The 26,694-nt window shown below is 73.2% G+C and carries 19 protein-coding genes and 2 pseudogenes; 13 read left to right on the top strand and 8 right to left on the bottom strand.

The features are described 5' to 3' along the window. The first annotated feature begins 97 nt into the window (after positions 1-97). From ACIQVL_RS30780 to ACIQVL_RS30750, 7 genes are all read left to right on the top strand, one after another. Positions 98-4,156, top strand: a complete 4,059-nt coding sequence (locus ACIQVL_RS30780; RefSeq protein ID WP_403476946.1) for an amino acid adenylation domain-containing protein — start codon at positions 98-100, stop codon at positions 4,154-4,156. Continuing rightward, positions 4,153-13,725, top strand: coding sequence for an amino acid adenylation domain-containing protein (locus ACIQVL_RS30775; protein WP_403476945.1), 9,573 nt, complete (start codon positions 4,153-4,155; stop codon positions 13,723-13,725). Before ACIQVL_RS30780 ends, ACIQVL_RS30775 begins: the two co-directional genes overlap by 4 nt. An 11-nt stretch (positions 13,726-13,736) precedes the next feature. After that, positions 13,737-14,867 (top strand): GSCFA domain-containing protein, encoded by a 1,131-nt coding sequence (locus ACIQVL_RS30770; RefSeq protein WP_403476944.1) that lies wholly within the window; start codon positions 13,737-13,739, stop codon positions 14,865-14,867. After that, the gene (locus tag ACIQVL_RS30765) at positions 14,806-15,510 is read left to right on the top strand and encodes a hypothetical protein (RefSeq protein ID WP_403476943.1); all 705 of its coding nucleotides are present in this window, start codon (positions 14,806-14,808) and stop codon (positions 15,508-15,510) included. Before ACIQVL_RS30770 ends, ACIQVL_RS30765 begins: the two co-directional genes overlap by 62 nt. 31 nt (positions 15,511-15,541) lie before the next feature. Next, positions 15,542-16,420 carry a TauD/TfdA dioxygenase family protein gene (locus ACIQVL_RS30760; RefSeq protein WP_403476942.1) on the top strand — a complete coding sequence of 293 codons (879 nt, stop codon included), beginning with the start codon at positions 15,542-15,544 and terminating at the stop codon, positions 16,418-16,420. Between the two features lie 24 nt (positions 16,421-16,444). After that, positions 16,445-17,173, top strand: a complete 729-nt coding sequence (locus ACIQVL_RS30755; protein WP_403476941.1) for a hypothetical protein — start codon at positions 16,445-16,447, stop codon at positions 17,171-17,173. Between the two features lie 410 nt (positions 17,174-17,583). Beyond that, positions 17,584-17,835, top strand: coding sequence for a hypothetical protein (locus ACIQVL_RS30750; protein ID WP_403438912.1), 252 nt, complete (start codon positions 17,584-17,586; stop codon positions 17,833-17,835). A gap of 125 nt (positions 17,836-17,960) precedes the next feature. On the opposite strand, the gene ACIQVL_RS30745 is transcribed toward ACIQVL_RS30750, so the two are convergent. From ACIQVL_RS30745 to ACIQVL_RS30735, 3 genes are all read right to left on the bottom strand, one after another. After that, complete coding sequence (locus tag ACIQVL_RS30745; RefSeq protein WP_403476940.1) at positions 17,961-18,851, bottom strand: MBL fold metallo-hydrolase; 891 nt, start codon at positions 18,849-18,851, stop codon at positions 17,961-17,963. Positions 18,852-18,944: 93 nt separating this feature from the next. Next, positions 18,945-19,400: an SRPBCC family protein gene (locus ACIQVL_RS30740; protein WP_403476939.1), complete on the bottom strand. Its 456-nt coding sequence runs from the start codon at positions 19,398-19,400 to the stop codon at positions 18,945-18,947. Positions 19,401-19,472: 72 nt separating this feature from the next. Then, positions 19,473-20,252 carry an oxidoreductase gene (locus tag ACIQVL_RS30735; RefSeq protein WP_403476938.1) on the bottom strand — a complete coding sequence of 260 codons (780 nt, stop codon included), beginning with the start codon at positions 20,250-20,252 and terminating at the stop codon, positions 19,473-19,475. 85 nt (positions 20,253-20,337) lie between these two features. Between ACIQVL_RS30735 and ACIQVL_RS30730 the strand changes: the two genes are divergently transcribed. Beyond that, a complete protein-coding gene (locus tag ACIQVL_RS30730) occupies positions 20,338-20,772 on the top strand; it encodes a MarR family winged helix-turn-helix transcriptional regulator (protein ID WP_403438934.1) in 435 nt (144 codons plus the stop codon). A gap of 183 nt (positions 20,773-20,955) precedes the next feature. Beyond that, positions 20,956-21,272, top strand: a pseudogene (locus ACIQVL_RS30725) (phosphotyrosine protein phosphatase); the annotation flags it as partial. Positions 21,273-21,507: 235 nt separating this feature from the next. On the opposite strand, the gene ACIQVL_RS30720 reads toward ACIQVL_RS30725, so the two are convergent. The 4 genes and pseudogenes from ACIQVL_RS30720 to ACIQVL_RS30705 form a co-directional block, all read right to left on the bottom strand. Continuing rightward, positions 21,508-22,521, bottom strand: a complete 1,014-nt coding sequence (locus tag ACIQVL_RS30720; RefSeq protein WP_403476937.1) for an iron-containing redox enzyme family protein — start codon at positions 22,519-22,521, stop codon at positions 21,508-21,510. After that, positions 22,518-22,625, bottom strand: a complete 108-nt coding sequence (locus tag ACIQVL_RS30715) for a CDGSH iron-sulfur domain-containing protein (RefSeq protein ID WP_403477060.1) — start codon at positions 22,623-22,625, stop codon at positions 22,518-22,520. The genes ACIQVL_RS30720 and ACIQVL_RS30715 overlap by 4 nt, the downstream gene beginning before the upstream one ends. 88 nt (positions 22,626-22,713) lie before the next feature. Next, complete coding sequence (locus tag ACIQVL_RS30710; protein WP_403438924.1) at positions 22,714-23,403, bottom strand: HemK2/MTQ2 family protein methyltransferase; 690 nt, start codon at positions 23,401-23,403, stop codon at positions 22,714-22,716. A 13-nt stretch (positions 23,404-23,416) separates the two neighbouring features. After that, positions 23,417-24,020: pseudogene (locus tag ACIQVL_RS30705) on the bottom strand (flavodoxin family protein). Between the two features lie 223 nt (positions 24,021-24,243). Between ACIQVL_RS30705 and ACIQVL_RS30700 the strand changes: the two are divergent. Then, a complete protein-coding gene (locus ACIQVL_RS30700) occupies positions 24,244-24,771 on the top strand; it encodes a hypothetical protein (RefSeq protein ID WP_403438926.1) in 528 nt (175 codons plus the stop codon). Between the two features lie 156 nt (positions 24,772-24,927). Here ACIQVL_RS30700 and ACIQVL_RS30695 read toward each other — a convergent pair whose 3' ends face one another. Beyond that, positions 24,928-25,101 carry a CsbD family protein gene (locus ACIQVL_RS30695; protein ID WP_403476936.1) on the bottom strand — a complete coding sequence of 58 codons (174 nt, stop codon included), beginning with the start codon at positions 25,099-25,101 and terminating at the stop codon, positions 24,928-24,930. 139 nt (positions 25,102-25,240) lie between these two features. Between ACIQVL_RS30695 and ACIQVL_RS30690 the strand changes: the two genes are divergently transcribed. The 3 genes from ACIQVL_RS30690 to ACIQVL_RS30680 form a co-directional block, all read left to right on the top strand. Continuing rightward, positions 25,241-25,411: a hydrophobic protein gene (locus ACIQVL_RS30690; RefSeq protein ID WP_403476935.1), complete on the top strand. Its 171-nt coding sequence runs from the start codon at positions 25,241-25,243 to the stop codon at positions 25,409-25,411. Between the two features lie 355 nt (positions 25,412-25,766). Continuing rightward, positions 25,767-26,285 carry an ATP-binding protein gene (locus ACIQVL_RS30685; RefSeq protein ID WP_403476934.1) on the top strand — a complete coding sequence of 173 codons (519 nt, stop codon included), beginning with the start codon at positions 25,767-25,769 and terminating at the stop codon, positions 26,283-26,285. Positions 26,286-26,492: 207 nt separating this feature from the next. Continuing rightward, a partial coding sequence (locus ACIQVL_RS30680; RefSeq protein WP_403476933.1) for a hypothetical protein occupies positions 26,493-26,694 on the top strand: 202 nt, incomplete at its 3' end.

Here is a 26,694-nt window from a genome sequence, read left to right as displayed (position 1 = left end):
CACCCCTTACGGCACTTCGCGCGATGCCGTCGTCCGCCGCGCCCCTGTTCCGTTGTTCCGTCACCCCGGTCCCGTCCCCCGACAGGAAGGCCAGGCCTTGCCGGTGCAGAACACTCCCCGCCCCACCCCCACCGACCCGGCCCACCGGATCCGGCCCGCCTCCTTCGCCCAGCAGCGGCTGTGGTTCCTGGCCCAGCTCCCGGGCGGGAGCACCGCCTACAACGAGACCCTCGCCTTCCTGCTCACCGGGCCGCTCGACCGGGACATCCTGGCCGCCGCCTTCGCCGCGCTGACCGACCGGCACGAGACGCTGCGGACCCGGCTGGTGGCGGAAGCGGGCGGAGTGTGCCAGCACATCGACCCGCCGGGCTCGGGCACCACCCTGGAGGTCGAGGACCTCGGCTCCGCGACCGACCCCGACGGGCGCGTGGCCGCGTGTCAACGGGAAGAGGCGACACGGGAGTTCGACCTGGCGGCGGGTCCGCTCTGGCGGGGCAGGCTGCTCGCCCTCGGCACCGCACGTCACGTGCTCCTGCTGACGTTTCATCACAGCATCTACGACGGCGCCTCGATGAACGTGATGATGAGGGAAGTCGCCGTCCTCTACGCGGCGTTGGCGGCGGGCGTGCCGGACGCGCTGCCGGAGCCGCGGCTCCAGTACGCGGACTACGCGGACGCCCAGCGGGAGTCCGTGCTCGGCGGTGCCCTCGGCGCTCAAGAGGCCTACTGGAAGGACGCATTGGCCGACGCCCCGCCCGTCCTCGAACTGCCGCTGCCGGGACCGCGGCCCGCCGAGCAGGGCTACGACGGCGGTCGCGTCGCATTCGAGCTGGACGCGGAGGTCACGGCCGCGTTGCGGGGCCTCGCCCGGGAACACGGCGCCACCTTGTTCGTGGCGGTGCTGACCGGCTGGGCCGTGCTGTTGTCCCGGCTCTCCGGGCAACAGGACATCGTTGTCGGCAGCCCGGTCGCGGGCCGCCGCGGCCCCGGGACCGCCGGGCTCATCGGCTTCCTCGTCAACTCGCTGCCGTTGCGCGTCGACCTGTCCGGATCCCCGACCGCGGCCGAGGCGCTGACCCGGACCCGGGCGGTGGTCCGCGGCGCCCTGGCCCACCAGGACCTGCCGTTCGAGCGGATCGTCGAGGTGGTCAACCCGCCCCGCAGCGCGGCCCACACCCCGTTGTTCCAGACCATGCTGGCCTGGGTGCCGGACCGGCACGACCTGCTGAAGCTGCCCGGGGTCGAGGCCGCGCCGCTGCCGATCTCCCACGCCCCGGCCAAGTTCGACCTCGCCCTGTCGGCGACCGAGTCGGAGGGCCGCGTCACCGGACACCTCGATTACGCGACCGCGCTGCTGGACCCCGCCACGGCCGAACGCTGGGCCGGGCACCTCCGCCATCTGCTCACCGACATGGCCCGGCACCCGCACCGCTCCGTCGACACCCTGGAGTTGATGGACCCGCGCGAGCGGCTTGAACTGATCGGCGCGGGCGACGCCACGCAGGAGCCGGACGAAGCCCGCGTCCCCTCCGACGCGACCGCGACCGCCCTGCGCACGGCGTCCGGCCTCACCGCACTCTTCGAGGACCGGGCCCGCGCGCACCCGGCCGCCACCGCCGTCACCGACCGCGAGCGGACCCTGGACTACGCGACGCTCGACCGGCGTGCCAACCGGCTCGCGCACGCCCTCGTCGCCCGTGCCGTCCGGCCGGGCGACGTCGTCGGGCTGCACGCGCGCCGCACCTGCGACCTGGCGGTCGGCGTCCTCGGCATTCTCAAGGCGGGTGCCGCCTACCTCCCGCTCGACCCGGGGCAGCCCCGGGACCGGCTGGCCGCCATGGTCGAGGACGCCGCGTGCCCCGTGGTCCTCAGCGACCACCGCGGTGCGGACCGGCCGCCGGACTGGCTCGACCTCGGCACGGTCGAGGCCGCGGGAACGGCCGAGGAGACGGCCGACGGGACTGCCGGGGGAACGGCCGAAGGGACGGCCGAGGTCTCGCCGGGCGTCGACGGGCCGCCGGCCGGGATCCCGCGGACTCCGGACCAGCTCGCGTACGTGATCTTCACTTCGGGGTCCACGGGGCGGCCCAAGGGCGTCGCCGTCGAGCACCGCAGCGTCCTCAACCTCTTCTCGGTCTGGCACGACCGGATGGGCACCGTACCCGGCGAGGCGGGCTCGGCCTGGTCCAGCATCGGCTTCGACGCCTCCGTCCACGAACTCCTGCTGCCCCTCACCACCGGCGGTGCCCTGCACATCGTCCCCGAGGAACTCCGCGGCGACCCCGAGGAGTTCTTCGCCTGGCTGGGTGCGCACGAGATCGTGCAGGCCTTTCTGCCACCCGCCTACGTCAAGTGGGCCGACGAGGACCCGGACCGGCGGCTGCGCGGCCTGCGCCTGCGCAAGCTGCTGACCGGGGTCGAGTCGCTGACCGAGGCCGCCCTGCACCGCATGGCCGAACGCCTGCCCGGCCTGCGGGTCTGCTTCGGCTACGGCCCCACCGAGGCGACCCTCTTCAGCACCGCCCACTACGAGCCCCGCCCGCTGGACCGCCCGTGCCCCATCGGCCGTCCGCTGCCCGGCACCCGCTGCTATGTCCTGGACGCCCGGATGCAGCCGGTGCCGCCCGGTGTCGTCGGCGAGATCCACCTCGGCGGGGCGGGCCTCTCCCGTGGCTATCTGGGCCGCCCCGACCTCACCGAGGAACGCTTCCTGCCGGACCCGTTCGTGCCCGGCGCCCGCGTCTACCGCACCGGCGACCTGGCCCGCTGGGGCGACGACGGCCTGCTCCACTACGCGGGCCGCGCCGACGACCAGGTGAAGCTGCGCGGCTTCCGCATCGAGCCGGGCGAGATAGCGGCGGCGCTGACGCGGCTGCCCGGCGTCCGCGAGGCCGTCGTCCTCGCCGACCAGGACCCGGCGGGCCGGTCCCGGCTGGTGGCCGCCGTCGGCCGGGGCGCCGCCCCGGCCCGCGCCGGCGCCGACTGGCGCACCGCGCTCGCCCGCAGCCTGCCGGACTACATGGTCCCCGCCGTCGTCCTCGACCTGGAGTCCCTGCCGCTGGGCCGCAGCGGCAAACTCGACCGCGCCGCCCTGCTGCGCCTCGTCCACGATCAGACGAACGACCAGGTCAACACGGCGAGCCCGCGCGACCACGTGGAACACGCCCTGTACCGCATATGGCAGGGCGTGCTGCTCCACCCCTCGATCGGCGTGAGCGACAACTTCTTCGACGTCGGCGGCACCTCGCTGTCCGCCATCAAGATGGCCCACGAGGTCACCGAGGCGTTCGGCCGCCGGCTGCCGGTCGCCGAGGTCATGGTGCGGCCGACGATCGAGTCCCTGGCGGCGCTGCTGCGCGAGGACGGCGCAGACCGTGCGCCGGGCAGCCTGATCGAGTTCCGCCGGGGCACCGGCCCCCGGGTGGTCTGCGTCCACCCGGCCGGCGGCACCGCCTTCTGCTACCTGCCTCTCGCCGCCCACCTGCCCGCACACACCGGCCTGTACGGCATCCAGTCCCCCGGCGTGAACCCGGGCGAGGAGGTGCTGCCCAGCGTGGAGGCCATGGCCGAGGCCTATCTGCGCCTCCTCGAACCCCTCGGCGCGGGCCCGCTCGTGCTGACCGGGCTCTCCTACGGCGGACTCGTCGCCCACGAGATGGGCCGACTGCTCGGCACCACCGGACGCGGCGACGTGAGCGTGGTCCTGCTCGACACGCAGGCGACGGACGACACCGAGGCCCGCGCGGCGATCACCGCCGTCGACCCGGCGGAGTTCCGGGACAAGCTCGTGCGCTTCAACGGCATGTACCCCGGCATCGACGACGCCCAGGTGGACCGCTACTTCCGGATCTACAACCACAACCGGCTCACCGCCCGCGCACACGTCCCGGCCTCCTCCCCGACTCGGCTGGTCCTCGCCGAGGCGGTGCCGGAGGGCGCCGACACCGCCTTCCATGCCGAGGTCCGCGCGTTCTGGCGGCGGCGTGCGCAGGGCGAGTTCCGGGTCGAGACGATGACCTGCGACCACTGGGAGATCCTGGAGGGTGCCGAGACCGTCCGGGTCGCCGCGCTGCTCGCCGCCGAACTCGCCCATCACGAGGGGCGGTCCGCACCCGCGGCGCGCTCCGTCGCCGTACCGGCGGGAGACCCGCGATGACCGACCGCACCCCGCCTTCCGGACCGGCCGAGACCGAGCCGACCGAGACCGAGCCGGTCGAGACCGAGCCGGTCGGGACCGGACCCGCCGAGACCAAGCCGGTCGGGACCGAATCCACCGAGACCAAGCCGGTCGGGACCGGACCCGCCGAGACCAAGCCGGTCGGGACCGGACCCGCCGAGACCAAGCCGGTCGGGACCGGACCCGCCGAGACCAAGCCGGTCGGGACCGGATCCACCGAGACCGGGCTCGTCGAAGCCGTGCTCGCCCAGGCGTGCCGCACGCCCTCCGCCGTGGCCGTCGAGGACGGTGACCGGCTGCTCGACTACGCGGAACTCGACCTGCTCAGCGGCCGGGTCGCCGCGCGGCTGCGCGAACGGGGTGTGGCGGCCGGGCAGTCCGTCGCGGTCTGCCTGCCCCGCTCCTGGCAACTGGTCTGCGTCATGCTCGGCATCCGCCGCGCGGGGGCCACCGTCGTCCCCCTCGACCGGCTCAGCCCGCCCGACCGGCAACGGCACATCCTCGACGACTCGGGCGCCGTCGCGGTCGTCCACGACGGTACGACCGGGCACGCCCACGGGATCGACGCCGACCTGCTCCTCGCCCCGACCGCGCCCCCGACCGCGACCGTCACGTCGCCCGCCTCCACTCCGACCACGACCACGACCGTACCCGCCGGGTCCGACACCACGGCCTTCGTCTTCTACACCTCCGGCAGCACCGGCCGCCCCAAGGGCGTCGAGGTCACCGACGCGGGGGTGCTGCGGCTGGCCCGGCCCGGCTGGCTCGATCCGCGACCCGGCGCCCGCTACGCGTGCATGTCCAATCCGGCCTTCGACGCGCTCAGTTTCGAGGTCTGGGCACCGCTGCTCACCGGCGGCGTCTGCGTCGTACTGGACGACTCCGAGGTGCACAGCCCGCACCGGCTCGCATCCGTACTGCGCGAGCGCCGGGTCGACACCGTGTTCATCACGGTCGCGCTCTTCAACACGGTCGTCGACAAGGTCCCCGGCTGTTTCGCCGCGGCCGACCAGGTCCTCGTCGGCGGTGAACGACTCGACCCGCGGGCGATCCGCGCCTGGTACGAGGCCAACCCGCAGGCCCGGACGGTCCTGCACAACGTGTACGGGCCGACGGAGGCCACGACGTTCGCCCTGTGCCACCCGATCCCCCGGGACTTCGACGGCGACGCGATCCCGATCGGCACCGCGCTGCCGGGGACCGGGCTGCTGCTGCGCACTCCGGACGGGCGCACCGCGGAGGACGGCGAGGTGGCCGAACTCCTGCTCTGCGGCCCCGCGTTGGCGACCGGCTACCGCAACCTGCCGGAACTGACCGCGCGTTGCTTCGTCCAACTCGCCGACGAGGACGGCATCCCGCGCCGCTGGTACCGGACCGGTGACCTGGTACGCCGGGACGCCGACGGGCGGGTGGTCTACGTCGGGCGCGCCGACCGGCAGGTCAAGGTGCGCGGTTTCCGCATCGAACCGGGCGAGGTGGAGCAGCGGATCCTGGCTCTGCCCGCCGTGCGCCGCGCCCACGTCTGCACCCGGCGCGACACGGCCGACCGCCACGAGCTGCTGGCCTTCCTCGTCCTCGGCGACGGCCTCTCCTTCCCCGACTACGAACGTCACCTCGGCAGCGCGCTGCCGCCGTACATGCGCCCCCACCACACCCACCTCGTCACGGAACTCCCGCTGACCGCCAACGGCAAGGTCGACGAGGCGGCACTGGTGCGCGACGCGTCCCTGCCGTGGCGCGGCAGCCGTGCGGACGCGGTGGCCGTCAGCGCGGAGCAGCGTCCCGTCCTGGAACTCGCCGAGGAGATCCTCACCGTCGGCGGCCTGCGCCCCGACGACCGCTGGATCGCGAGCGGCGGCGACTCCCTCAAGGCGCTGCGGTTCCGCTTCGAGATCCTGGAGCGGTACGGCGTCGACATCGCCCAGGACCTGGTGCTGCGGGCCGACTTCGCCGCCCTCGCGGACGCCGTGCGCTCCGCCGGGGCGGATCCCCGTCCGCCGGTGCCCCCGGCCCCTGACACCACGACCGCGCCCGCCACCAGCGAACAGGAACGGCTCTTCCTCCTGCACCGGCGCGACCCCGGGGACCGTTCCTACGACGTGCCGCTCGCGTTCCGGGTCCGGGGCGCCGTCGACCTGCGGGCGCTGCGCCGGGCGCTGCGCTCGGTGGTGGAGCGGCACGCCGCCCTGCGCACCCGGCTGGTGCCCGCCCCGGACGGCCTGCTCCAGCGGACCGAGGCGCCGTACGACCCCTGGCAGCCGCCGGACGCCCGCGAGGGGGAGCCCTGGCGGGAGACCGCCGACCGCTTCTTCGCCCACCGCTTCGACCTGACCGGGCCGCGTCTGCTGCGGGCCACCTGGGCGGAGCGGGCCGACGGCGGTCTGCTGCTGCTGCATCTGCACCACGCGGCCGTGGACGGCTGGTCGCTCAATCTCCTCTTCCGCGATCTGGCCGACGCCTACGCGGGCGACGTAGCACGTCCGGCCCCGGCCGCGGGCGTTCTTGATCTCGCGCGCTGGCAGCGCGACTGGCGCGCGACGCCCGCCTACGAACGTCACCGCACCGGCCTGCGCGACCACTACGCCGACGCGCCGGAACCGTCCCCGGCCCTGCCCGCGCCCCGGTCCGGCTCCCGGACCGCCCGGCCGCGGGCGGGGCTGCTGCGCACCTCCCTCGACCTGGTCCGCCGTGCCGCGCTGGACCGGCGCGCCGGGGAACTCGGCCTGACCAGGTTCCAGTTGCTGGTGTCGGCGTTCGCCGCGTGCCTGTACGGCGTGACCGGGCAGGCCCGGCCGCTCGTCGCCGCTCCGGTGGCGAACCGGCCGCGCCCCGAGTTCGCCGAGAGCGTCGGCATGTTCGCGAACACCGTGCTCCTCGACCTGGCCCTACGGCCCGGCGACTCGCTGCGCACCCACCTCACCGCGCACGCCGACACCGTGCGCCGGGTCCTGGAAGGGCAGGAGGTCCTCCTCGCCGACGTGCTCACCGACCCGGCGTTCCGGGAGCGCTCCCCGCTCTTCGACTACATGTTCGTGCTGGAGAACACGGAGTTCTCCGCGCTGCGTCTGCCGGGCTGCTCGGTCGAGCCCCGCTGGCCCGAGCCCGCGGACGCCAAGTGCGCGCTGACGCTGTCGGTGGTGGAGGACGAGTCGGGGTTCGGCTGTCTGTGGGAGTACCGGGACGACTTCGGCGCCGAACGGGTGGCAGCCGTCGCCCGGTTGTTCCGGCGGGCCCTGGACCTGCTGACCGGCGACGGCAGCGGCGACCTCGCCCTGCGCGAACTCGTCGCCCCGCACCGCACGGCGGCGACGGCCCACGGCACCCCCGTCGCAGCGGACTTCACGACGGTGGCCGAGGGCTTCGCCCGCCAGGTGGCCCGCACCCCGGACGCGCCCGCCGTCACCCTCGGCCACACCACCCTCACGTACGCCGAACTCGACGCCCAGGCCAACGAGTTGGCGTCGCTCCTGAGCGTGCCCGCGGATCCCGCCGCCCCGGCTTCCGTGGCCCTTTACCTCCAGCCGTCCGTCGAGCACGTCGTCGCCCTGCTCGCGGCGGCCCGCCGCAACCTGACCGTCGTCCCCCTCGACCCCGCCTACCCGCCGGCGCTGCTGCGTCACGTCCTGGACCACGCGGCCCCGCTGTGCGTGCTGACCGGCGCCCAGGACCTCGACGTCCTCGCCACGATCGCCCCGCCGGACCTGCCCCGGCACGTCGTCACCCTCACCCGCACGCCCACCGCGCCGCCCGTGCCGTACCGGCACCGCGGGCTCCGGCCGCTCTACACCCTGTTCACGTCGGGCTCCACCGGCACCCCCAAGGGCGTCCAGGTCCCGGACCGGACCCTGTGCGATCTGCTCACCTGGCAGCGGGTGGCAGGAGGACTCGAACGGCCCGCCGTCACCCAGCAGTTCTCCATGCTCTCCTTCGACGTCTCCTTCCAGGAGATCCTCACCACCCTCTGCTCCGGCGGCGAACTGCGTCTGGTGAGACCGGTCTGGCGGCAGGACATGCCCGCGCTGCTGCGGCAGTTGGAGTCGGGCGGGGCGGAGCGGATCTTCCTGCCGTACGTGGCGTTGCAGCTGCTCGCGGAACACGGCGTGCGGACGGGGATGTTCCCGTCCCGGCTGCGGGACGTCGTCACCGCCGGTGAGCAGCTGGTGTGCACGGACGCCATCCGGCGCTGGTTCGCGGGGCTGCCGGACGGCGCCCGTCTCTTCAACCACTACGGCCCGACCGAGACCCATGTCGTCAGCGCCCTGTGCCTGGCGGGCGACCCGGCCCGCTGGCCGGCGCGCCCCGCGATCGGGCGCCCGGTGGCGGGGGCCGTGCTGCGGGTCGTCGACGAGGGCGGGCTGCCGGTGCCGCCGGGCGTGACGGGCGACCTCCTCATCGGCGGTCCCATGGCGGGCCGGTGCTACCTGGGCGCCCCCGCCACGTACCGGGACCGGTTCGTCGACGACCCCGAGCTGGGCACCCTCTACCGCACCGGGGACCGCGCCCGCTTCGACGAGCACGGCCTGCTGCACTACGCCGGGCGCGACGACGGCCAGGTCAAACTGGGCGGTCACCGCCTGGAACTGGGCCAGGTGGAGGCCGCGCTGCTCGGGTGCCCCGGAGTGGTCAACGCGGTCGCGGGCGTGCTGGACGGCCGGCTGGTCGCCGTCCTCCAGTGCCGGGGCGAGGACCCGGACCCGGCGGACCTGACCCGGCGGCTGGCACGCCTGCTGCCCGCCTACGTCCGGGTCGCCGCCTTCCGGCGGGTGCCGGAGCTGCCGCGCACGCCCAGCGGGAAACTGGACCGCCGGGCGGCACTCACCGCGCCGGGACGCGAACCGCGCGCGGGACACGAACTGCGCGCGGGGCGCGAACCGCGGCCTGGCGACCGGGCGGACGCCGGAGCATCGCCGCTCGTACAGCGGCTGGCCGGTCTGTTCCGGGCGGCGACCGGGCGGACCGTGGACGTGGACGAGCGGTTCTTCGACGCCGGGGCCACCAGCCTGGACCTGATGCGCTTCCAGCTCCGGTGCGCGGGCGAGGGCGATCTCCCCTTCTCCGTACCGGACCTGTTCGAGCACGTCACCCTGCGTGCGCTGGCCCGGCTGGTGACGAACGGCGGCACCGCGCGCGAGACACCGACCGGGCATCCGGAGGCGTCCGGCGCCTCCCGCCCCGGTCCGGCCCGGCGACCGGAGCCGTCCGGCGGTGCCCGGCGGGCGGACGAGCCGGTCGCCGTCGTCGGCATGGCCGTACGGCTGCCGGGCGCGCCCGACCTGGCCGCGTTCTGGGACCTGGTCGTCTCGGGCCGGCGCGGCATCGAGCACTTCGGCGCGGCCGAGGGCGGCCGGGTCGGCGCCCGCTCGCAGGCGGCGGGACTGCTGGCGTTCGACGCGGGCCGGTTCACGGTCAGCCCGCACGAGGCCCGGCTGATGGACCCCCAGCAGCGCCAACTGCTGATGAACTGCGCCGAGGCCCTCGCGCACGCCGGCATCGGCGACCCGGCACGGCTGCGGGTCGGCCTGGTCGCCTCCTGCGGCGAGAACACCTACTTCCAGCGCATGCTCCGGGACGGCGACCCGGACCTGCTGCCCGACTCCTTCCGGCTCGCCCTGCACCACGAGAAGGACTTCCTCGCCACCAAGGCCGCCTACCATCTCGGGCTCACCGGACCGGCGTTCACGCTCCAGTCCGCCTGCTCCAGTTCGCTCGCCGGGGTGCACATCGCGGCCGGGATGCTGCGGCAGGGCGACGCCGACGTGATGCTCGTCGGCGGGGTCCTCGTCGACCCGGAGCTCACCGACGGCTACACCTACCGGCCGCAGCACATCTTCTCGCCCGACGGGCACTGCCGGCCGTTCAGCGCGGACGCCGAGGGCACCGTGGGGGCGAGCGGCAGCGGTGTGGTCGTCCTCAAGCCGCTGGCGGCGGCCCGCCGGGACGGCGACACGGTGTACGCGGTCGTCACCGGCTCGGGGCTGAACAACGACGGCTCGGGCAAGCTCGGTTACAGCGCCCCGTCGCTGTCCGGGCAGCGGGCCGCGATCCGTGCGGCGCTGGACCGCAGTGGTCGCCGTGGCGGCGATGTGGGGTATGTCGAGGCGCACGGCACCGGTACCCGGCTCGGTGACCCGGTCGAGGCGGCCGCGTTGCGGCAGGCGTACGGGCTGGCGGAGGACGCGCGGGTGGCGCTGTCGTCCGTGAAGAGCCAGATCGGGCACCTGGGCGCGGCGGCGGGCGTCGTCGGCCTGGTGCGGGCGGTGCTCGCCGTGCACCACGGGGTCGTGCCGCCGACGGTGGACTTCGGGCGGCTCAACCCGGAGATCGCCGACGGCCCGTTCCGGATCCCGGTCGCCGCCGAGCCCTGGCCGGGCGGCCGGCTCAGGGTGGCCGGGGTGAGCAGTTTCGGCATCGGCGGCACCAACGCCCATGTGCTGCTGGAGCAGGCAGAGGCGGTCCCGGGGCCGGATCCGGCGGAGCCGCTGCCGTGCCTGGTGCTGTCCGGCGCCTCCGAGGCCGCGGTCCGTGCGGACGGGCGCCGTATCGCCGACTACCTCACGGCCGCTCCCGACTCCTACCCCCAGGTGCTGCGGCATCTCCGGACCGGCCGCCCCGTCCTCGCCCACCGCGCGGCGGCCGTCTGCCCCGACGCCGCCTCTGCCGTCGCCTGGCTGCGGACGCTGCCGACCGTCACCGCGCCCTCGGCGCTCGACGCGCCCGCGGTCGAAAACGTGGACGTGAACGCGGACATAGACGTGAACGCGGACGTGGGCGTCGACCCGCACGCTCTCGTCGAGGCGTGGACGGCCGGCCGCGCCGGCCTGCGGCCGTCGGGCCCGGCGCCCGCCCCCTGGGACTTTCCGCCGCCCGCGTTCGACACGGCCGAGTACGACTTTCCCCGCGCTCCCGATGAGCCGTCGGGTACGTCCCGGCTACCGGCCGCCAAGTGGCTGCACCAGCCCCTGTGGACCCGCTCGCGGCGGGCCCGCACCGGCGCACCGGTGTCCCGTCGTACCGCCGTGGTGGTGATCGGTCCCGGGCAGGACGGCGAGAGCTGGCGGTTCCTGGAGCGCCACTACGCCCGCTTGGTGACCGTGCGCGCCGGACAGGGCCTGACCCGGCTCGGGGACGACCGTTACGAGGCCGGCGTCGCCGACGCCGGGCAGCTCGCCGCCCTGCTGGACCGCCTGAGCGGCGCGGACGGCCCGGCCGTCGACTGGCTGCACGCGCTTCCGCTCGCCCTCGACGGCAGCCCGACCGTGTCCGCCCTGGAGACGGCCGAGTGGGCCTGCCTCGACACGGTGGCCGCCCTCGCCCTGGCCCTCGCCGCCCGCCCGGAAGCGGAACGGCCCCGGGCCTGGCTGCTGTCCCAGCGGGCGCAACCGGTCACGGGGACCGTGCACACCCCCGAGGCCGGTCTGCTCGCGGCGGCCCTGGAGGTCCCCCGGCAGGAACTGGGCGTCACCCTGCGCTGGGCCGACCTGCCCGGCCCGCGTCCGGCCGGCTGGGCCGCCCACCTGCCCGACCTGCTCCTCGACGACCCGATCTCCGACGCCGACAGCGACACCAGCACCGGCACCGGCACCGGCACCGACCGGGCGACTGCGTTGCGGGACGGCTTCTGGTGGCGCCGCACCACCGTGCCGGTGCCCGTCGGCGAGGCGGCCCGGCCCGCCGCCCCGCCGGGCACCCATCTGATCCTCGGCGGCACGGGCGGGATCGGCACCACCCTGGCCGCGAGCCTCCTCGGACACCCCGGCAACCGCGTCGTCCTGGTGGCGCGCGGCGCCGAAGTGCCTGCCGTACTGCGGCCGTTCGGCGATCGCGTCACCCTGGTCACGGCCGACCTGGCGGCCGAGGATCCCGAGGCCGTCGCGGACCGGCTGGCCCCGCTGCTCGACGGTCTGGCCGGCATCGTGCACGCCGCCGGTGCCGCGGCGGGCGGCCTGCTGGCCCGCCGCGAGCCGGGCGCGGCCCGCGCCGTCACGGCCGCCAAGCTGCGCGGCGCGCTGCTGGTCGAGCTGCTCGCCGCCGAGCACGCCCCCGACTACGTCCTGTACTGCTCCTCGATGGCGGCCCGGTTCGGCGGTGTCGGCCAGTTCGACTACGCGGCCGCCAACGCCTGCCTGGACGCCTGTGCCCACCGCAGCGCGCCCGGCGGCGACGCCACGGCACGCACGAGCGTCGGCTGGGACGCGTGGCGGGGCGTCGGCATGGCCGAGCGGCACGCCGCACGGGCGGACGCCCGGCACCGGGACCACCTGACCGTGGCGCTCACCCCCGAGGAGGGGACGGCCGTCTTCGAGCGGGCGCTCCGTCTGCAACTGCCGCATCTCATGGTCGGCACCACGGACCTGACGGCCGCCCGTGACTTCTACGAACCCGTGGCCCCCGCCCGCCCCGCGGCTCCCGTGCGGAGCGACGCGACCGCGGAGATCACCGGGATCCTCCTGGACCTGCTCGGCGTGGACACCGTCGACCCGCAGGCCGCCCTCTACGACCTGGGCGCGGACTCGCTGACCCTGCTGGAGCTCCTCGACGAGATCAAACGCCGGCACGGCACCGACATCGAACTGTCCCGGCTCAGCCACCGGGTGAGCCTCGCGGAGATCCTCGGCCACCTCGGCGGCGATGCCAGCCCGCAGGGCCCGGTGGACGTCGAGGTGTGGCAACGCGGCCCGGGGCCGGAGGTGCTGTGCCTGGTGCATCCGGTGGGCGGGGACGTCCAGGCCTACCGGCCCCTGGTCTCCGCCCTGCCCGCCGACCTCACCGTCTGCCTGATCGCCGACCCCGGACTGCGCACCGCCGACGCCGAACCGCCGGACGCCCTCTCCATCGACGAGCGCGCCGCGCGGTATCTGGCCGCCGTGCGGCAGGAGTTCCCGGAACCGGAGCGGCAACTGACACTCGCCGGCTGGTCGTTCGGAGCGTGGACCGCGCTGTCGATGGCCGTGCTCGCCGAGTCCCAGGACCGGCCCGTGACCGCCCTCCACCTCCTCGACCCGCCGCCGCCAGGGGCCGGACAGCGCCTCGCCGGTTACGACGAGGAACAGATACAGGCCGTCTTCGCCCGCGAGTTGAGCGGAAACGGCGCGGACCGGCCGGCGGACCGGGCCGACGGCACCGCCGAACAGGCCCACCGCACCGTCGGACAAGCCCACCGCAGCGCCGAACGGACCCACCCCACCCCCGAACCCGGCACGGGCACCGCGGCCCCCCTCGCGGAGTCCGGCCGCCGCTACGCCGAGCGGCTCGGGCGCTGCTGCCGGGCCAACCTGGCGGCCATGGCGGGGCACCGGCTGCCGCGGCTGCACCGGACGCCCGCCGCGGTGTGGCTGGCGGCCCGCCCCGTGGCCGAGGCGGTGCTCGCGCCCGAACCGACCGCACCCGGCGCCTGGGACCCGTACCTGCCCGCGCCGTACCCGCTGCACCGCGTCGACGCCGACCACTACCAGATCGTCGCCGAACCCCACGTCCGGGAGATCGCCGCCGCCCTCGCCGGGACCGGATCGCCGTCCGGCGCCCGGCCGCTACCCGCCGGACGGACCTGAGGAGACCAGCCGTGCAGCATCCGTACACCCGCCTGCCCGCGCGGTCGTTCTGGCGCACCGCGGTCGCCGAGCGCGAGCCCGCGGACATCGACGGCCTGTGGACGCCGAAGTTCGCGATCGGCCAGGACGACGCCGTCGTCACCGCAGGTTCCTGCTTCGCCGCGCACATCGGCCGGGCCCTGCTGGCGGAGGGCATGCACTGGTACGACGCCGAACTCCCGCCGCCGGGGCTGACGGCCGCCGAACAGGCGGCGCGCGGCTACCGCCGCTTCTCCTTCCGCACCGGCAACGTGTACACGGCCGCCGCGCTGCGCCAGTGGGTCGCCTGGGCGCTGGCGGAGGAGAAGCCGCCGACGGAGGTGTGGGAGGAGGACGGGGTCTTCCACGACCCCTACCGGCCGGCCGTGGAACCGGACGGCCACCGCTCGGCGGACGACGTGCTGCGCGCCCGCGCGGTCACGCTGGACGCGATCCGCACCGCCCTCACCCGAGCCGACGTACTGGTGTTCACCCTCGGCCTGACCGAGGCCTGGCACGACGTCCGTACCGGCACCGTCCTGCCGGTGTGCCCGGGTACCGTGCGCGGCCGTTACGACCCCGGCAGGCACGTCCTGCACCACCACACGGTGGACAGGGTGCTCCGGGACCTCAGGGACGTGCTCGCGATGGCGCGCGGGGTCAACTCCCGGCTGCGCACGGTCCTCACGGTCTCCCCGGTCCCGCTGACGGCGACCGCCACCGGCCGTCACGCCCTGGTCGCCACCACCCACTCCAAGTCGGTGCTGCGCGCGGCGGCCGGTCAGCTCGCCGACGCGTCGGACGACGTCGACTACTTCCCGTCGTACGAGATCGTCACGGGTTTCCCGTACCGGGCGGCGTCCTACGGGCCGAACCTGCGCACGGTCACGCCCGACGGGGTGGCGTTCGTGATGCGGCACTTCTTCCGGGCCCTGCGGCCGGAGGCGGACCCGGCGCCGCCCGTACCCGCACAGACCACCCCCGTCGACGGCCGCGACGGCCGCAACCGCCGTGCCGACCGCGCCGGACTCGTCGGCGGCGCCGGCGGAGAGGACCACTGGTGTGACGATGCCGTACTCGACTACTACGCCCCCCGGTCCCGCCCGGTTCCTCCTGCTCGGTGACTCCCACGCCGGCTGTGTCGGGAAGGCCGCACGGCAGGCGGGGCTGCCTTTCGTGGGCGGCCCGGTCGGCTCCGGGCGGGACTTCCTCGGGCCGTTCCTCGACGACGAGGGCGACGGTGGCCTGGTCCTCCGGGACGCGGCGGCGCGGCGGCTGGTCCAGGGGTTCCTGGCGGAGCTCGGTGTGACCGGGTTCGCGGGGCTCGGGGTGCCGCTCGTGTGCACGTTCGGGCTGAGCGCGCACACGGTGGCCACCCGGCAGAACTGGGACCTCCACCGCGACCGGCACGGCGCCGTGCCCGAACGGCTCCTGCGCAGCGGCCTGTTCGCCGACCTGGTCCGGGCGAGTGTGCGCGGCGCGCTCGCCTTCTACGAGCGGACGGCGGCCCTCGGACTGCGGGTGCTGGCCGTCATGCCGCCGCAGCGCGTCCCGGGCATGTCCGACCCGTCCGTCTTCTTCGCCGCCCAGGACGTCGTCGGCGCCGAACTCGTCGCGCGCGGTGTGGAGATCGTCGACCTGGGCGACCGGGTCACCGACGGCTCCGGACGGCAGCGGTCCGTCTTCTGCGAGCCCGACGACACGATCCACGGCAACCTCGCCTTCGGCCGCCTGGTGGTCGCCGAACTCCTCGACCGCGCCCTGTGACCCCGCAACCCCGACCCCAAGGAGGTCCCTCATGGAGGACTACGCACTGCGCGCCGTCGAACGGCTCACCACCCGCCCGGTGGAGCCGTACGACACCTTCGCACTCGCCCCGATCACCCCGGTGCTGGGCGCCGAGATCACCGGCCTCGACCTCTCCAGGGAGCTGACGCCGCAGCAGGAGAAGGAGCTCAGGCACGCGTTCCACGCCCACCACGTGCTGGTCTTCCGTGACCAGGACCTGACCCCGGAGGAACACAAGCGGTTCGCGGCCGTCTTCGGCGAGCTGCACCCCGTCGCCCTCGCCGCCGAGGGGTCGGACCCGCACATCCTGGAGATCAAGGCGGACAAGGACTCCAAGGCCGTCGCCGGCAACGGCTGGCACTCCGACGGCACCGCCGACGCCGAGCCCTCCCTCGGCTCGATGCTGTACATCACCACGATCCCGGAGGGCGGCAGCGGCGGCGACACCCTGTTCGCCAACATGCACCTCGCCTACGACCTGCTCTCCCCCGCCCTGCGCGGCTTCCTGGACGGTCTGACCGCCCTGCACGACGGCGCCAAGCCCTGGACGGACGCCGGGCTGACGCCGCCGCCCGAGTACGACGTGCCGCGCACCGAACAGCCGGTCGTCGTCCGCCATCCGGAGAACGGCCGCAGGCTGCTGTTCGTCAACGCCCCCTACACCTCGCACATCACCCAGCTCTCGCGCCCCGAGAGCGACGCCCTGCTGGGGATGCTGTACGGGCACATCGCGCGTACCCCGCTGCTGCACTGCCGGGTCCGCTGGCAGGAGCGCACGCTGGTGTTCTGGGACAACCGCAGTGTGCAGCACCACGCGGTGTGGGACTACTTCCCGCACACCAGGGAGGGCCGCCGGGTGGCGATCGACGGCACGTCCCTGACCGCCTGACCGGCCGCCGCAGGGAGACCGCACATGGGCACGACCACGGCCGCCCCGGCGGCCTTCCTCGCCGCGCTGCGGACGGGGGCCGCCGCGCCGCCCGCGGCAGGCGCCGAGCCACCCACGGCAGCCGCGCCCGCCTGGCTGTGGCAGCTCGCCACCGCCCTGCACGGCACACTGCCGCCGCCCGCCGCGGACGCCTGGGCGACCCGTCTGCACGGCCTGCTCGGCACGGTGCGGCCTGAGGCCGGGCTGCGGGCCGTGCACGTCTGGCAGGCGGACACCGTGCTGCCGCTGCTCGCGGGTACGGCGGACACGGCCGCGCCGACGGTACTGCACCGCGCGGCGGCCCGGGGCACACCGGCCGGCCGGACCGCCTGGCGGTCCGCCCTCGGCCCGCTCCTGCTGCGGCTGCACGACGCCGCATACGACCGTTCCGCCGCCTACGCGGAGGCCCTCACGGGCGCCCGCGACCACGCGCTGGCCAACGGGTACCCGGCCGCCGAGGCCGACACGTACGGCCACGGGTACGCCCGTCTCGCCACCGAGGCGAACGCCCGCGCCTGTGCCGAGGCCCACGCGCAGGCCCTCGGCCCGGCGCTCGCGGCGGCATACGCGGCCGACGACGCCCGGGGCTACGCCGACACGTTCCCCGAAGCACAGCTCAGGGCCGTCCTGCGCGCCACCGCGGCGGGCGACGCGCTCCGGCCGCAGCCCCTGGCCGACGGCCTCCTCACGGCACTCGCGGCCGCCCGGCCCTGAACTGCACGGTGCCGCCGACCTGTTCGACAAGTACATGCCGGAGTTGAACGCCGGCGAACGACCCGCCCTCGCCACCGCGTCGCCCGTGGCGGTGCTGAGAGGGCCATCAGGGCCCAGCCCGTATTCTGCTGCGGAGGCCTCTGGAGCTGCGAGGATTTGACCCCGAAGCGCCCCTGACGTGTTGGGGAAGAGGCCGTGGCCGGGGCCACCTGGCCGGCTTCAACGAGGTCATTGTTCAGGCAGGCGCCATCCGCAACGGCCGACGGAGTCTCCGGCAGCCACCAGGCCAGCCGTGGGTACCGCGCCGCTCGTCCGGACGAGCGGCAGGGAGGGGCAGGCGAGGCCGTTCACAGCCCCGCCTCACTGAGTGACGAGGTCACGTCGCAGGTGCTCACGGCCGGCCACGTCTGGTGCGACCGTCGCTGTCAGCCTCCTACGACCAGGTCCGCGCCCGCGGCCAGACGCCGGACAGCGAGAAGCGGCTGCGCCGGCAGGTACGCAGGCTCAAAGAGCTGCGGGCCGCCGACGCAGAAGAGATCGCCCAGCTGAAGACCGCCGTCGAGGCGCTGGTCGACGCCCTGCACCAGTCAATGACAGAGAACCGTATGCTGGGCCGGCAGCTCGCCGACCGCACCGGCGTCGTCCGCACGCTGCCCACGTAATCCTGCATCGGAGACACCACACATCCGCTGCCGCCCGGCCTCATGCCCTCCTCGGACGGCTGATCGTCTCCCGTGCCGGGAAAGCGGTCGGCCTCGGCTGCTGTCGGCCGCCCGAATCGCACCGCCTACTCCTGATGCCCCAGTTTCACGATCATGTTCGGGTGGCGTTCGCTGAGCGCCTTCAGGCCGAGCAGGCTCTTGATGCTGGGTTCGCGTTCCTGCAGGTAGGTTCCGGGCTCGACGCCGTTGTCCCAACCCCAGCGCGTATGGCTGACGTCACCGGTCATGAGCACCGGGCCCGCCGCGGTGCGGGCGAGGTAGGAGACGTGTCCGGTGGTGTGCCCGGGGGTGAGGATCGCGAAGAACGAGCCGTCGCCGAACAAGTCGTTGACGCCCTCGAGCCTTCCGCCCGGGTCCTTCGTGAACTGGAGTTCCTGAAGCGGCGGCCGCCCGGCCAGGAGGTGGTTGTTCGTCCCCTGGGCGAACAGGTTCAGGAAGAGCGAGGCCTCCGCCTCGTTGGCGCCCGTGTAGATGGGGACGTCCTTGGGAACGTCCGGGAGTCCGGAGACGTGATCGAGGTGGAGATGGGTCATGAACACCCCGTTCAGGGGAACTCCCTCCGCTTCGATGATCTCCGCGGTGCTCTGCTGAGCGTGCATCTTCTCGATGCCCCCGTACTTCCTCAGCATCATGCCGACCCCCACACCCACGGGGTCCTCCACCAGCCGCCGTGAAACACCGGTGTCGACCAGGAAGAAGCCGTGCGTGGGGTGCCGCACGACGTGGGCGTAGATCTTGATGGGCTCCTTGTGGTCGGTGATCCCCGCCGCAACGGCCTTCGGGTGCTTGATGTTGAGCAGCCCCGTGATCGGGGCCTCCCAGTCCGCGCCGATCGTCCTGACCTCGGCCGGACCCGGCTCGTCGATCACGGACTCCATGGCCGCCGCGCTGATCGGCGTGCCGATACGGGCAGGCTTCGCCTCGTGGGTCGTGGCCTTGAAGGTGAGCATCTTCATGGTTGAACTCCTGTTCCTCGATCACTGAGAACTGGTGCAGACCGTCCCGCAGGCCGTGCGGCCCCGGGCCCCGTTACAGCTGACGTGCCGCGGCTAGCCGACGCGCTGCTCGCGGGCGTAGGCGTCGAGGCGGGCGAGTTCCTTGCCGTGGACGCGGTGCAGCCTGCGGGGCGCGATGATCCGCTCGACGAAGCCGGCGACGCCGCTCTCGCCATGAAACCTGGAGGTGATGTTCACCAGCGCCTGCTCGCCCTGCGGGGTCACGGTGAACGTCGTGACGAGGCCGGAGCCGCCTGTGTCGGTCTGCACCAGGGTTCGGCCCGGCTCCGGCTCGGTGACCTGCATCCGGAGCTCCCGGACACCCCCAGCGAAGTCGATCTTGAATCGGACGACGCTGCCCGTGCCCACGCCACCCCCCTCGATGTGGAAGTCGTAGAACGGGGGCGGCAGGAACCGAGAGTGAAGGTGCATGTCTGCCAGGTACCGGTAGATCTCGTCCGCGGGAGCGTCGATGGTGCGCTCGGCGGACGCGACGACGACGTGAGCCATGGGTCTGACCTCCTTGTTCGTGGGTTGAAGTGCTGGATTGAGCGCGCCTTCGCGGCGGGCTTGACCGCTGGTTCAGACCGTCTTGACGGTGCCGCCGTCGATGACGTAGTCGGCGCCGGTGATGTTGCCGGCCACGTCGGACAGCAGGAACGCGACCAGGGCCGCGACCTCCTCGGCTTCGCTCATGCGCCCGGTGGTGATGTTCTGGGACCTCGCGATCTGCTGGACGAAGTCGGCGAGGCCGACACCTGCCGCTGCGGCCAGCTGGGCGACCGGGCCGTTGGGGTCCTCGTAGGCGGTGGTGCGGACCAGGCCGGGGGAGACGGTGTTCACGCGCACGCCCCGGGGGCCGAACTCCTCGGCCAGTGACTTGCCGAGCGCGGTGACCGCCGCCTTGACGGCGCTGTAACTGGCCGGGATGCCCACCGGCATCCGGGCGACTGTGGAGGAGATGTCGACAATCGCCCCGCGACGCTCGATCAGGCTGGGCAGGGCCGCACGCGTGGCGCGGACGGTGGCGAGCACGTTGATGTCGAACATGCGGGTCCACTGGGTGTCGCCCGCGTCGAGGAAGCCCATGACGGCCTCGTCCCCGCCGCCCACGTTGTTCACCAGCAGGTCGATGCCGCCCAGTTCGGCCAGCGCGCCGTCGATGAGGGCGGTGACGCCTTCCGCGGTGCTCAGGTCCGCCGACACGGCGTGGGCGCCGGTTTCCTTCAGCTCGGGCGTGATCGTGCGGGCGGCGCCCGCGACGCGGACGCCTTCGTCGATCAGAGTGCGGACGGTGGCCAGTCCGATGCCCCGGCCGGCGCCGGTGACGACGGCGGTCCTGCCCGTGAGGTCGAGGTTCATGAGGTTCCTCCAATGCGTATGACTTGAATACTTCAAATCATATCTATCATGGGTTGAAGTAGTTTGCTAGCCTGGAGCCATGGCGATGACGCAGGAGCAGGCGGAAGCGCAGTGGGAGCTGGGCAAGCTGGTCCACGACCTGGACATGCAGAGCAATGCGCGCATGCGCGAATGGGTCGCCGGGCTCGGTCTGACCGTCGCGCAGGCCTCGGCCCTGCGCGAGATGACCGGTCCGATGACCATGCGCGAACTGGCCGGGCGGATGAGCTGCGAACCGTCCAATGCCACCGTCGTGATCGACAAGCTGGAGAGCCTGCGGCTGATAGAGCGCCGTCCCCACCCCACCGACCGCCGGGCCAAGCAGCTTGTCCTGACGCCGGAGGGTGCCGGGCTGCGGGAGCGGCTGCTGACGGTTCTGACGGAGGAACCCCTGTTCGCCGGCCTGACGCAGGACGAGCAGGACGCGCTGGAGGGTCTGCTCAAGCGGGCCCTCTACCGCGCTGAAGCACTCCAGGCCTGAGGACGTCGGACAGCGGATTGCATACACGGGGGTGCGGTGCGAGGGCTTGCTCGGATACCCCTGAGCACAGAAGGACGCCAGCTGGCCAGGGCCGGGTGGATCAGCCCCGCCGCCGAGCGCCGCTCGCAGGGCGTCACCGCGCGGCGGGCGGTCGCTACGCCTCGCCGTCCTCCCCGTCCGCCGTTGGCTCGCGATGGGGGCGAAGTCCGGTCGGCCGGATCGGCTCCCACCGGCGACGTGAACTGGGCCTTCGTGGAGGCCACGGAGAAGACCGGGTTCGGCATCTCGGCTGAGTCCCCCAAGGCCCTCACCACCGAGGCGGTCCAAGCATCCGACGTGGTCATCACCATGGGCTGCAGGGACACCTGCCACGTCTTCCCCAGCAAGCGGTACCTCGACCGGCAGCTCGAAGACCGGCCGGCCAGGTCATCGATGCCGTACGGCCGATGCGGGACAAGATCGACCGGCGTGTACGCGGTCTCCTCGCCGAGCTCGGCGTCCCCCGCCACGACGTGACCCCGCGAGACCCGAAGACGCGCTGGTTCAGAGAAGTGACCAGGCCGAAGCTGATCGCACCCGACCAGATACTGCGGGGCGTGACAGACCTGCATGACAGGCCCCGAGCCCTCTCACTCCACGATCACCGCCACCTCGCTGCGCGCTGCCGGCGCGCAGCGGCAAGGGGTCTGCAACGGTCGGCGCGGGCCCCTGCGTGTGACAGGCACCCGTGCCGTCTCACTCACAGGTCTTCGTCTGAACTCCGACATGGTTGGGCGGCCGCAGTGCCGTCCGGCCGTTCTGCCAGGCGTTCAACAGCCGGGCGGCGAGCCGGTCCTCCAACCAGCCGGTGGCGCACATCCCGAAGACCACATCGGCTTCCAGGTGCGGTTCGTCTGCGAGCAGCCCGGCGACAACCTCGTGCCGTACGACCTGCTCGTGCACCGCGTCCGCCTCGACATGCTCGGTGTAGAAGCGGATGGCCGCAGCACCCGCGCCCATGCGGACCAGGGCCTGGGCCAGGCGGCGTGATGCGGGCGAGGAGGTGATCTCGACGGCGGCGAAGTGCCCGACGAGCGCGCCGCGCAGTGCCCGGTGCAGGCCGAACAGGGACATCAGGTTGACGGTGGCGAGGGCTTCGGCCGGGGCGGCGTCGAGATAGTGGCCGTAGGAGGCGTGCAGGTCCAGGTCTGTCATGAGGTCGGCGAACAGCTGCGCGTGGATCTCGTCCGCCCGCCCGGCGCCGAACTCGTCGAACTCGATGGCGACCATGGCGGCCTTGGCCCGCCCGCGGAGCCGGGGGATCACCCAGGCGTGCGGGTCTGCCTCTTTGAGGTGGTAGAGCGAGCGCAGCGCCGCGTACTCACGGAAGTGGTCGGGGGTGCCGTGATCGCGGAGGAAGTGGGAGAGGCTGCCGTCGACCTCGCCGACCGGCTCGAGCTGCAGCCTGTCCAGGGCCCGCGCCGCGTCGTCGGCCGGGTCGACGGACGCGTCCGCGCGCAGCCGGCGCAGGAAGCAGCTCTCCAGCTCGGCGCGCAGGGCAAGGAGCCGGGGGTCCCATTCACGGTCGTCGGGTACGCCGTCGAAGCCGAGGTAGTGCAGTTCGTAGAGGATGTAGAGGGCAAGCTGAAAATCTTCGCCGTAAGGGTCATCGTCGGGGAGCGACGGCAGGCTGGTGTCCGTGCCGCGCAGGACGGCCAGGAGCCCGGCCGAGAGCGGTCCGCGGGGGCTGGGCAGGGGGGCTCCGGTCATGGAGTCTCGCCCCGTTTCGTGCGGCGGCGGTGGCTGGTATCGCACCAGGGCGGGGTGCGGGTGCGGTGGCACGTACAGACAGCCACCACGAAGCGTCGGCTCACGCTCACCTCGCCGTCCTCGCCCACGACTTCGACGGGCCCCTCGATCAGGAGCGGGCCGTCGCGCTGGACGCGGATACGGCGTGGGCGGTCAGGTGTGTTCGGCACGGATCACCACCAGCTCCTCCGTCGCCTGGTCGCCGCGGTCGGCGACCAGGCCGCGTTCGCGCAGCCAACCGAGCCGGGAGCGCAGTACGCGGCCGAAGGGCAGCCGGGTCCGGTCGACAATCTCCGCGCGCATCCCGGCCTCCCGCAGCCGGGTCAGCGACTCCTGGACGCCGCTGAGGTGCGAGTGCACCATCAGCAGCCGTCCGTCCGGTCGCAGCACCTCCGGGGCCGTCGCACAGATGCGGTCGATCAGCAGCCGGCCGTCCGCGCCCCCGTCCCAGGCGCGGGCAGGCCCGCGGGGCGGGCTGTCCGCGGGCGGTGCGGGCACATACGGCGGGTTGGTGACCACGAGGTCGAAGCGGCGGCCGGCCACGGCGCAACCGAGATCGCCATGGCGGACACAGACCATGCGACCGTTCAGCAGGGCGTTCAACCAGGTGGCGGCCAGGGCCCGCCAGGAGATGTCCACCGCGGTGACCCGAGCGCCGAGGCAGGCGGCTTGAACAGCGAGCGCGCCGCTGCCGGTGCCCAGGTCCAGTACCTCGGTACAGCTGGAGATCCGCTCCCGGCGCAGGGCCCGGCCGAGCAGCCCGGTGTCGGTCTGCGGGCGATAGACCCCTGGCGGTGTCCAGCACCGGATGCGGCAAGCGCAGGCGAAGGGTTCGGCCGTCATCGCGGGACTCCTTTCAAACGGCCGGCTTCAGCGGCCGTCCGGCGAGCGCCCAGACGACTCCACGGAGGTTGTCGGCCACCGTGCGCCCGGTGCTGTGCGCCCCCTCGCGGCCGCGTTCGTCGTCCAGGCAGTCGGGACCGGGGCCCGGGCCGAGATGCCAGTAGGTCCACGCCTGGCCGGGGATCGTGTGGCCGCTGTCCCCGAGCGCTCCGGCGATCTTGCTCATGACGTGGTGGGCGCCGTCCTCGTCGCCGGTGACGACCACGCCCGCGACCCGGTTGTAGGCGGCGGGGCGGCCCTCGTCGTCCGTTTCGGACATCATCGCGTTCATCCGCTCCAGCACCCGCAGCGCCACGGACGACGGCCGCCCCGGCCAGGTCGGCGAGGCGATGACCAGGATCTCCGAGTCCAGCAGGCGGTCGTGGACCTGCGGCCGCTGGTCGCCGTCGCCCGCGTCGGTGGCCACCCCCGGCGCGATGGCCAGATCCCACGGCACGCACGAACTCCGTCTGCACACCGAGCTCGGGCAAGCGGTCAGCGACCTGCGAGGCCAGCGCCTCAGTGTTGGCGGGCTCGGGAGACTTCTTGAGCGCGCAGTTGATGACGAGGGCCTTCACGGGTCTGCTCCAGAGGGGTGCAGGAACGCCACAGGTGCCGGACGCGGCCGGTGGCGCCACACGAGTACCCCTGGGCAGCTGCCGTAACAAAGGATCTCTCAGGACGACCGGACCTCGCCCCTCTCCAGCGGCCGGACGGCCGCTCCCTCAAGGATGCTGCCATCGGGGTGCGGGTACTCGTGTCGGGGCGCCGCACACAAGCGAGGGAAGCGAGGGCCGAGCCATGACGACACCGATGCCGGGCACCCGCCCGCAGACCCGTGAGGTCCGCACGGACCTGCTCGGGATCTATCTCAACGACCATCTGGCAGGTGCCACCGTCGGAGCCGGCCGCTCCCGGTTCGCCGCCCGATCGCATCGCGACCCACCGTTCGCGGAACCCCTGCGGATCCTCGCGGGCGAGATTGGTGAGGACCGTACGAGCCTACTGCGCATCATGCGGAGCCTGAACGTACCCGAGCGCCGCTACAAGGCCGCCATGTCCGGCGCGGCAGAGCGACTGGGACGCCTGAAGAGCAACGGACGGTTCTTCGGGCGGTCACCGCTGACGCTCGTGATCGAACTCGAGTTCCTCCGACTGGGAGTGAAAGGCAAGGAACTCGGCTGGCGCACCCTACGCGCCCTGGCCGAAGCCGACAGCCGCCTCGACGAACAGGAACTCGACGGGCTGATCGCCCGTGCCGAGCGGCAGGTGAGCGCCCTGGAGGAACTGCGCATCACAGCGGTCCGCGACGTCTTGCTCACCGACTGACGCGGAGTAAGAAGACGTTCAAATGCCAGGGCACCGGACAACGCCGGTCAGCCGGTGCTGCGGACGACCGACCGAGTATCTCCAGAACAGTTGAAGTGGGCTGTTCCGGGCCCGGCCCGGAACAGCCCACTTCAACTCACAGCTCGGTGTGAGCCGTCAGCGCTTGAATGCGCTCTTGGCCTTTTCCTCAGCCTCGCGGGCATCCCCGATGCTCTTCTCCACCTGGCCCTCGGCAGTCAGACGCTCGTTGCCGACGGCGTCTCCGAGGGTCTCCTTGGCCTTGCCCTCGACCTGCTCGGTCTTCGCCTTGGCCTTCTCACCAGCAGTCAAGAATCATGCCTCCTCGTATTTCTTTCGCCGCCGTCGTGGCAGGATCCCGCGTGCCCCTCGCTCGCCTTCACAAACAAGGCACTTTCGAGGAATGAGTTCAACAGTGGAGGGCAATCGGAGGCGCAGGAGGTAAATAACTATGGTTCCCCTGCTGCTTGTTCTTCTTCTCGCACTGCTCCTTTTCGGGGCCGGCTTCGCCGTCAAGATCCTATGGTGGGTCGCCATCGTGGTTCTGGTGCTGTGGCTTCTCGGCTTCGTCGCGCGTTCCACCAACGCCAGCGGTGGACGCGGACGCTGGTACCGATGGTGACCTGACTTACCCACGATGCCGATCGTCGGGGCCCGGCCAGCATGCTGGCCGGGCCCCGACGGCGTGCCAGGAGCCGCCTCTGTCGTGGGAGAGAGGTGAACAAGGTGCTCACGGGAGTACAAATCGGCACGGGTAGGTGGTTCACCGTCGGGGGCGTGGCGAGCTCGCTCGCATGGGACCCGCGCAACCTCCGGTCCGATCCCCGCCACCGACTTCCCCTGGTCGGACTTCCCGCAGGTCGGCAGCGGATCCTGACCTGCGATGGAGCAGCTGACACCAACGTCCGGCCGGTCGCTCCTGTCACTCGTGAAACGATCTCCTCGACGTCGCGAAGGCCGAGGCCGGTCATCCGGACATGCGTCCGGAGACCGTCGATCTGCGCCTGGTCGTCACGCACCTGAGCCGGCTCCTCCTCAGCAGCCACGGCCAGGAGGGCGTCACGCTGGCCACGCCCGGGCTGGAACACCAGCCGGCCCTGGTGACCGACGAGACCCTCCCGGTCCGGATCCTGCGCAACGTCGTCTCCAACGCCCTGAAGTTCACGGAGCGCGGCGAGGTGAGCCTGACCGTCACCGCGGACCCCGAATCCGCCGCCCCCGCGGTTCTGTTCACCGTCACCGACACGGGTGCCGGCATCCCTTCCGCGGAGATCGACCGGGTCTTCGAAGCGTTCTACCAGGTCCGCGGCCCGCTGCAGAGCAAGCGGACCGGTACCGGACCGGGCCTGCCCTACGCCCGTACCCTCACCGAACTCCTCGGCGGGGCCCTCATCCTCGCCAGCCAGGTCGGAGTCGGCGCCCGGGTACGGACACGCCTGCCGGATCTCGGTCACCTGTACACGAAGGAACCAGATGCGGGGGGGAACGAACCGTGACCGGTAGATCCGCGGACCTGCTGCCCGCGACCGTACTCGTCATCGACGACAACGAGGCGAACCGCTACCTCCTCGCAGCCGGCTGCAACGCGCGGGACACACCGTCACCGCCGTCGGGACGGGCCAACCGGGCCTCGCCCACCTGGACCTCCGCTTCGGCCGACGGGCTTCCGGACCCTCGCGATCATCGACGTCCTCCTCCCCGACATGAGCGGCTTCGAGGTCAGCGAACGGGTCAAGGGTTCTCCGCGGACGGCTCATCTGCCGATCATCCAGATCTCCGCGGCCGCCATGAGCCCGGACGAGCACGCGGAGGGCCTGCGGCGCGGCGCGGACGCCTCTCTCGACCGACGGACCGCTGCCGGGACTCGGTCTCCCCCAGCCGCCGCCCGCCGCCGTCCCTGCCCCA

The organism is Streptomyces sp. NPDC090499, from assembly GCF_044769305.1.
Taxonomy (GTDB): domain Bacteria; phylum Actinomycetota; class Actinomycetes; order Streptomycetales; family Streptomycetaceae; genus Streptomyces.
The sequence above is the reverse complement of the archived record's forward strand: the minus strand, read 5'-3'. Positions and strand labels throughout refer to the sequence as shown.

Excerpts from the sequence above, each read along its gene's own strand:
- ACIQVL_RS30775 (WP_403476945.1), top strand. The coding sequence starts at position 4,153 with ATGACCGACCGCACCCCGCCTTCCGGACCGGCCGAGACCGAGCCGACC.
- ACIQVL_RS30760 (WP_403476942.1), top strand. The coding sequence starts at position 15,542 with ATGGAGGACTACGCACTGCGCGCCGTCGAACGGCTCACCACCCGCCCG.
- ACIQVL_RS30755 (WP_403476941.1), top strand. The coding sequence starts at position 16,445 with ATGGGCACGACCACGGCCGCCCCGGCGGCCTTCCTCGCCGCGCTGCGG.
- ACIQVL_RS30745 (WP_403476940.1), bottom strand. The coding sequence starts at position 18,851 with ATGAAGATGCTCACCTTCAAGGCCACGACCCACGAGGCGAAGCCTGCC.
- ACIQVL_RS30740 (WP_403476939.1), bottom strand. The coding sequence starts at position 19,400 with ATGGCTCACGTCGTCGTCGCGTCCGCCGAGCGCACCATCGACGCTCCC.
- ACIQVL_RS30735 (WP_403476938.1), bottom strand. The coding sequence starts at position 20,252 with ATGAACCTCGACCTCACGGGCAGGACCGCCGTCGTCACCGGCGCCGGC.
- ACIQVL_RS30730 (WP_403438934.1), top strand. The coding sequence starts at position 20,338 with ATGACGCAGGAGCAGGCGGAAGCGCAGTGGGAGCTGGGCAAGCTGGTC.
- ACIQVL_RS30720 (WP_403476937.1), bottom strand. The coding sequence starts at position 22,521 with ATGACCGGAGCCCCCCTGCCCAGCCCCCGCGGACCGCTCTCGGCCGGG.
- ACIQVL_RS30710 (WP_403438924.1), bottom strand. The coding sequence starts at position 23,403 with ATGACGGCCGAACCCTTCGCCTGCGCTTGCCGCATCCGGTGCTGGACA.
- ACIQVL_RS30700 (WP_403438926.1), top strand. The coding sequence starts at position 24,244 with ATGACGACACCGATGCCGGGCACCCGCCCGCAGACCCGTGAGGTCCGC.
- ACIQVL_RS30690 (WP_403476935.1), top strand. The coding sequence starts at position 25,241 with ATGGTTCCCCTGCTGCTTGTTCTTCTTCTCGCACTGCTCCTTTTCGGG.
- ACIQVL_RS30685 (WP_403476934.1), top strand. The coding sequence starts at position 25,767 with ATGCGTCCGGAGACCGTCGATCTGCGCCTGGTCGTCACGCACCTGAGC.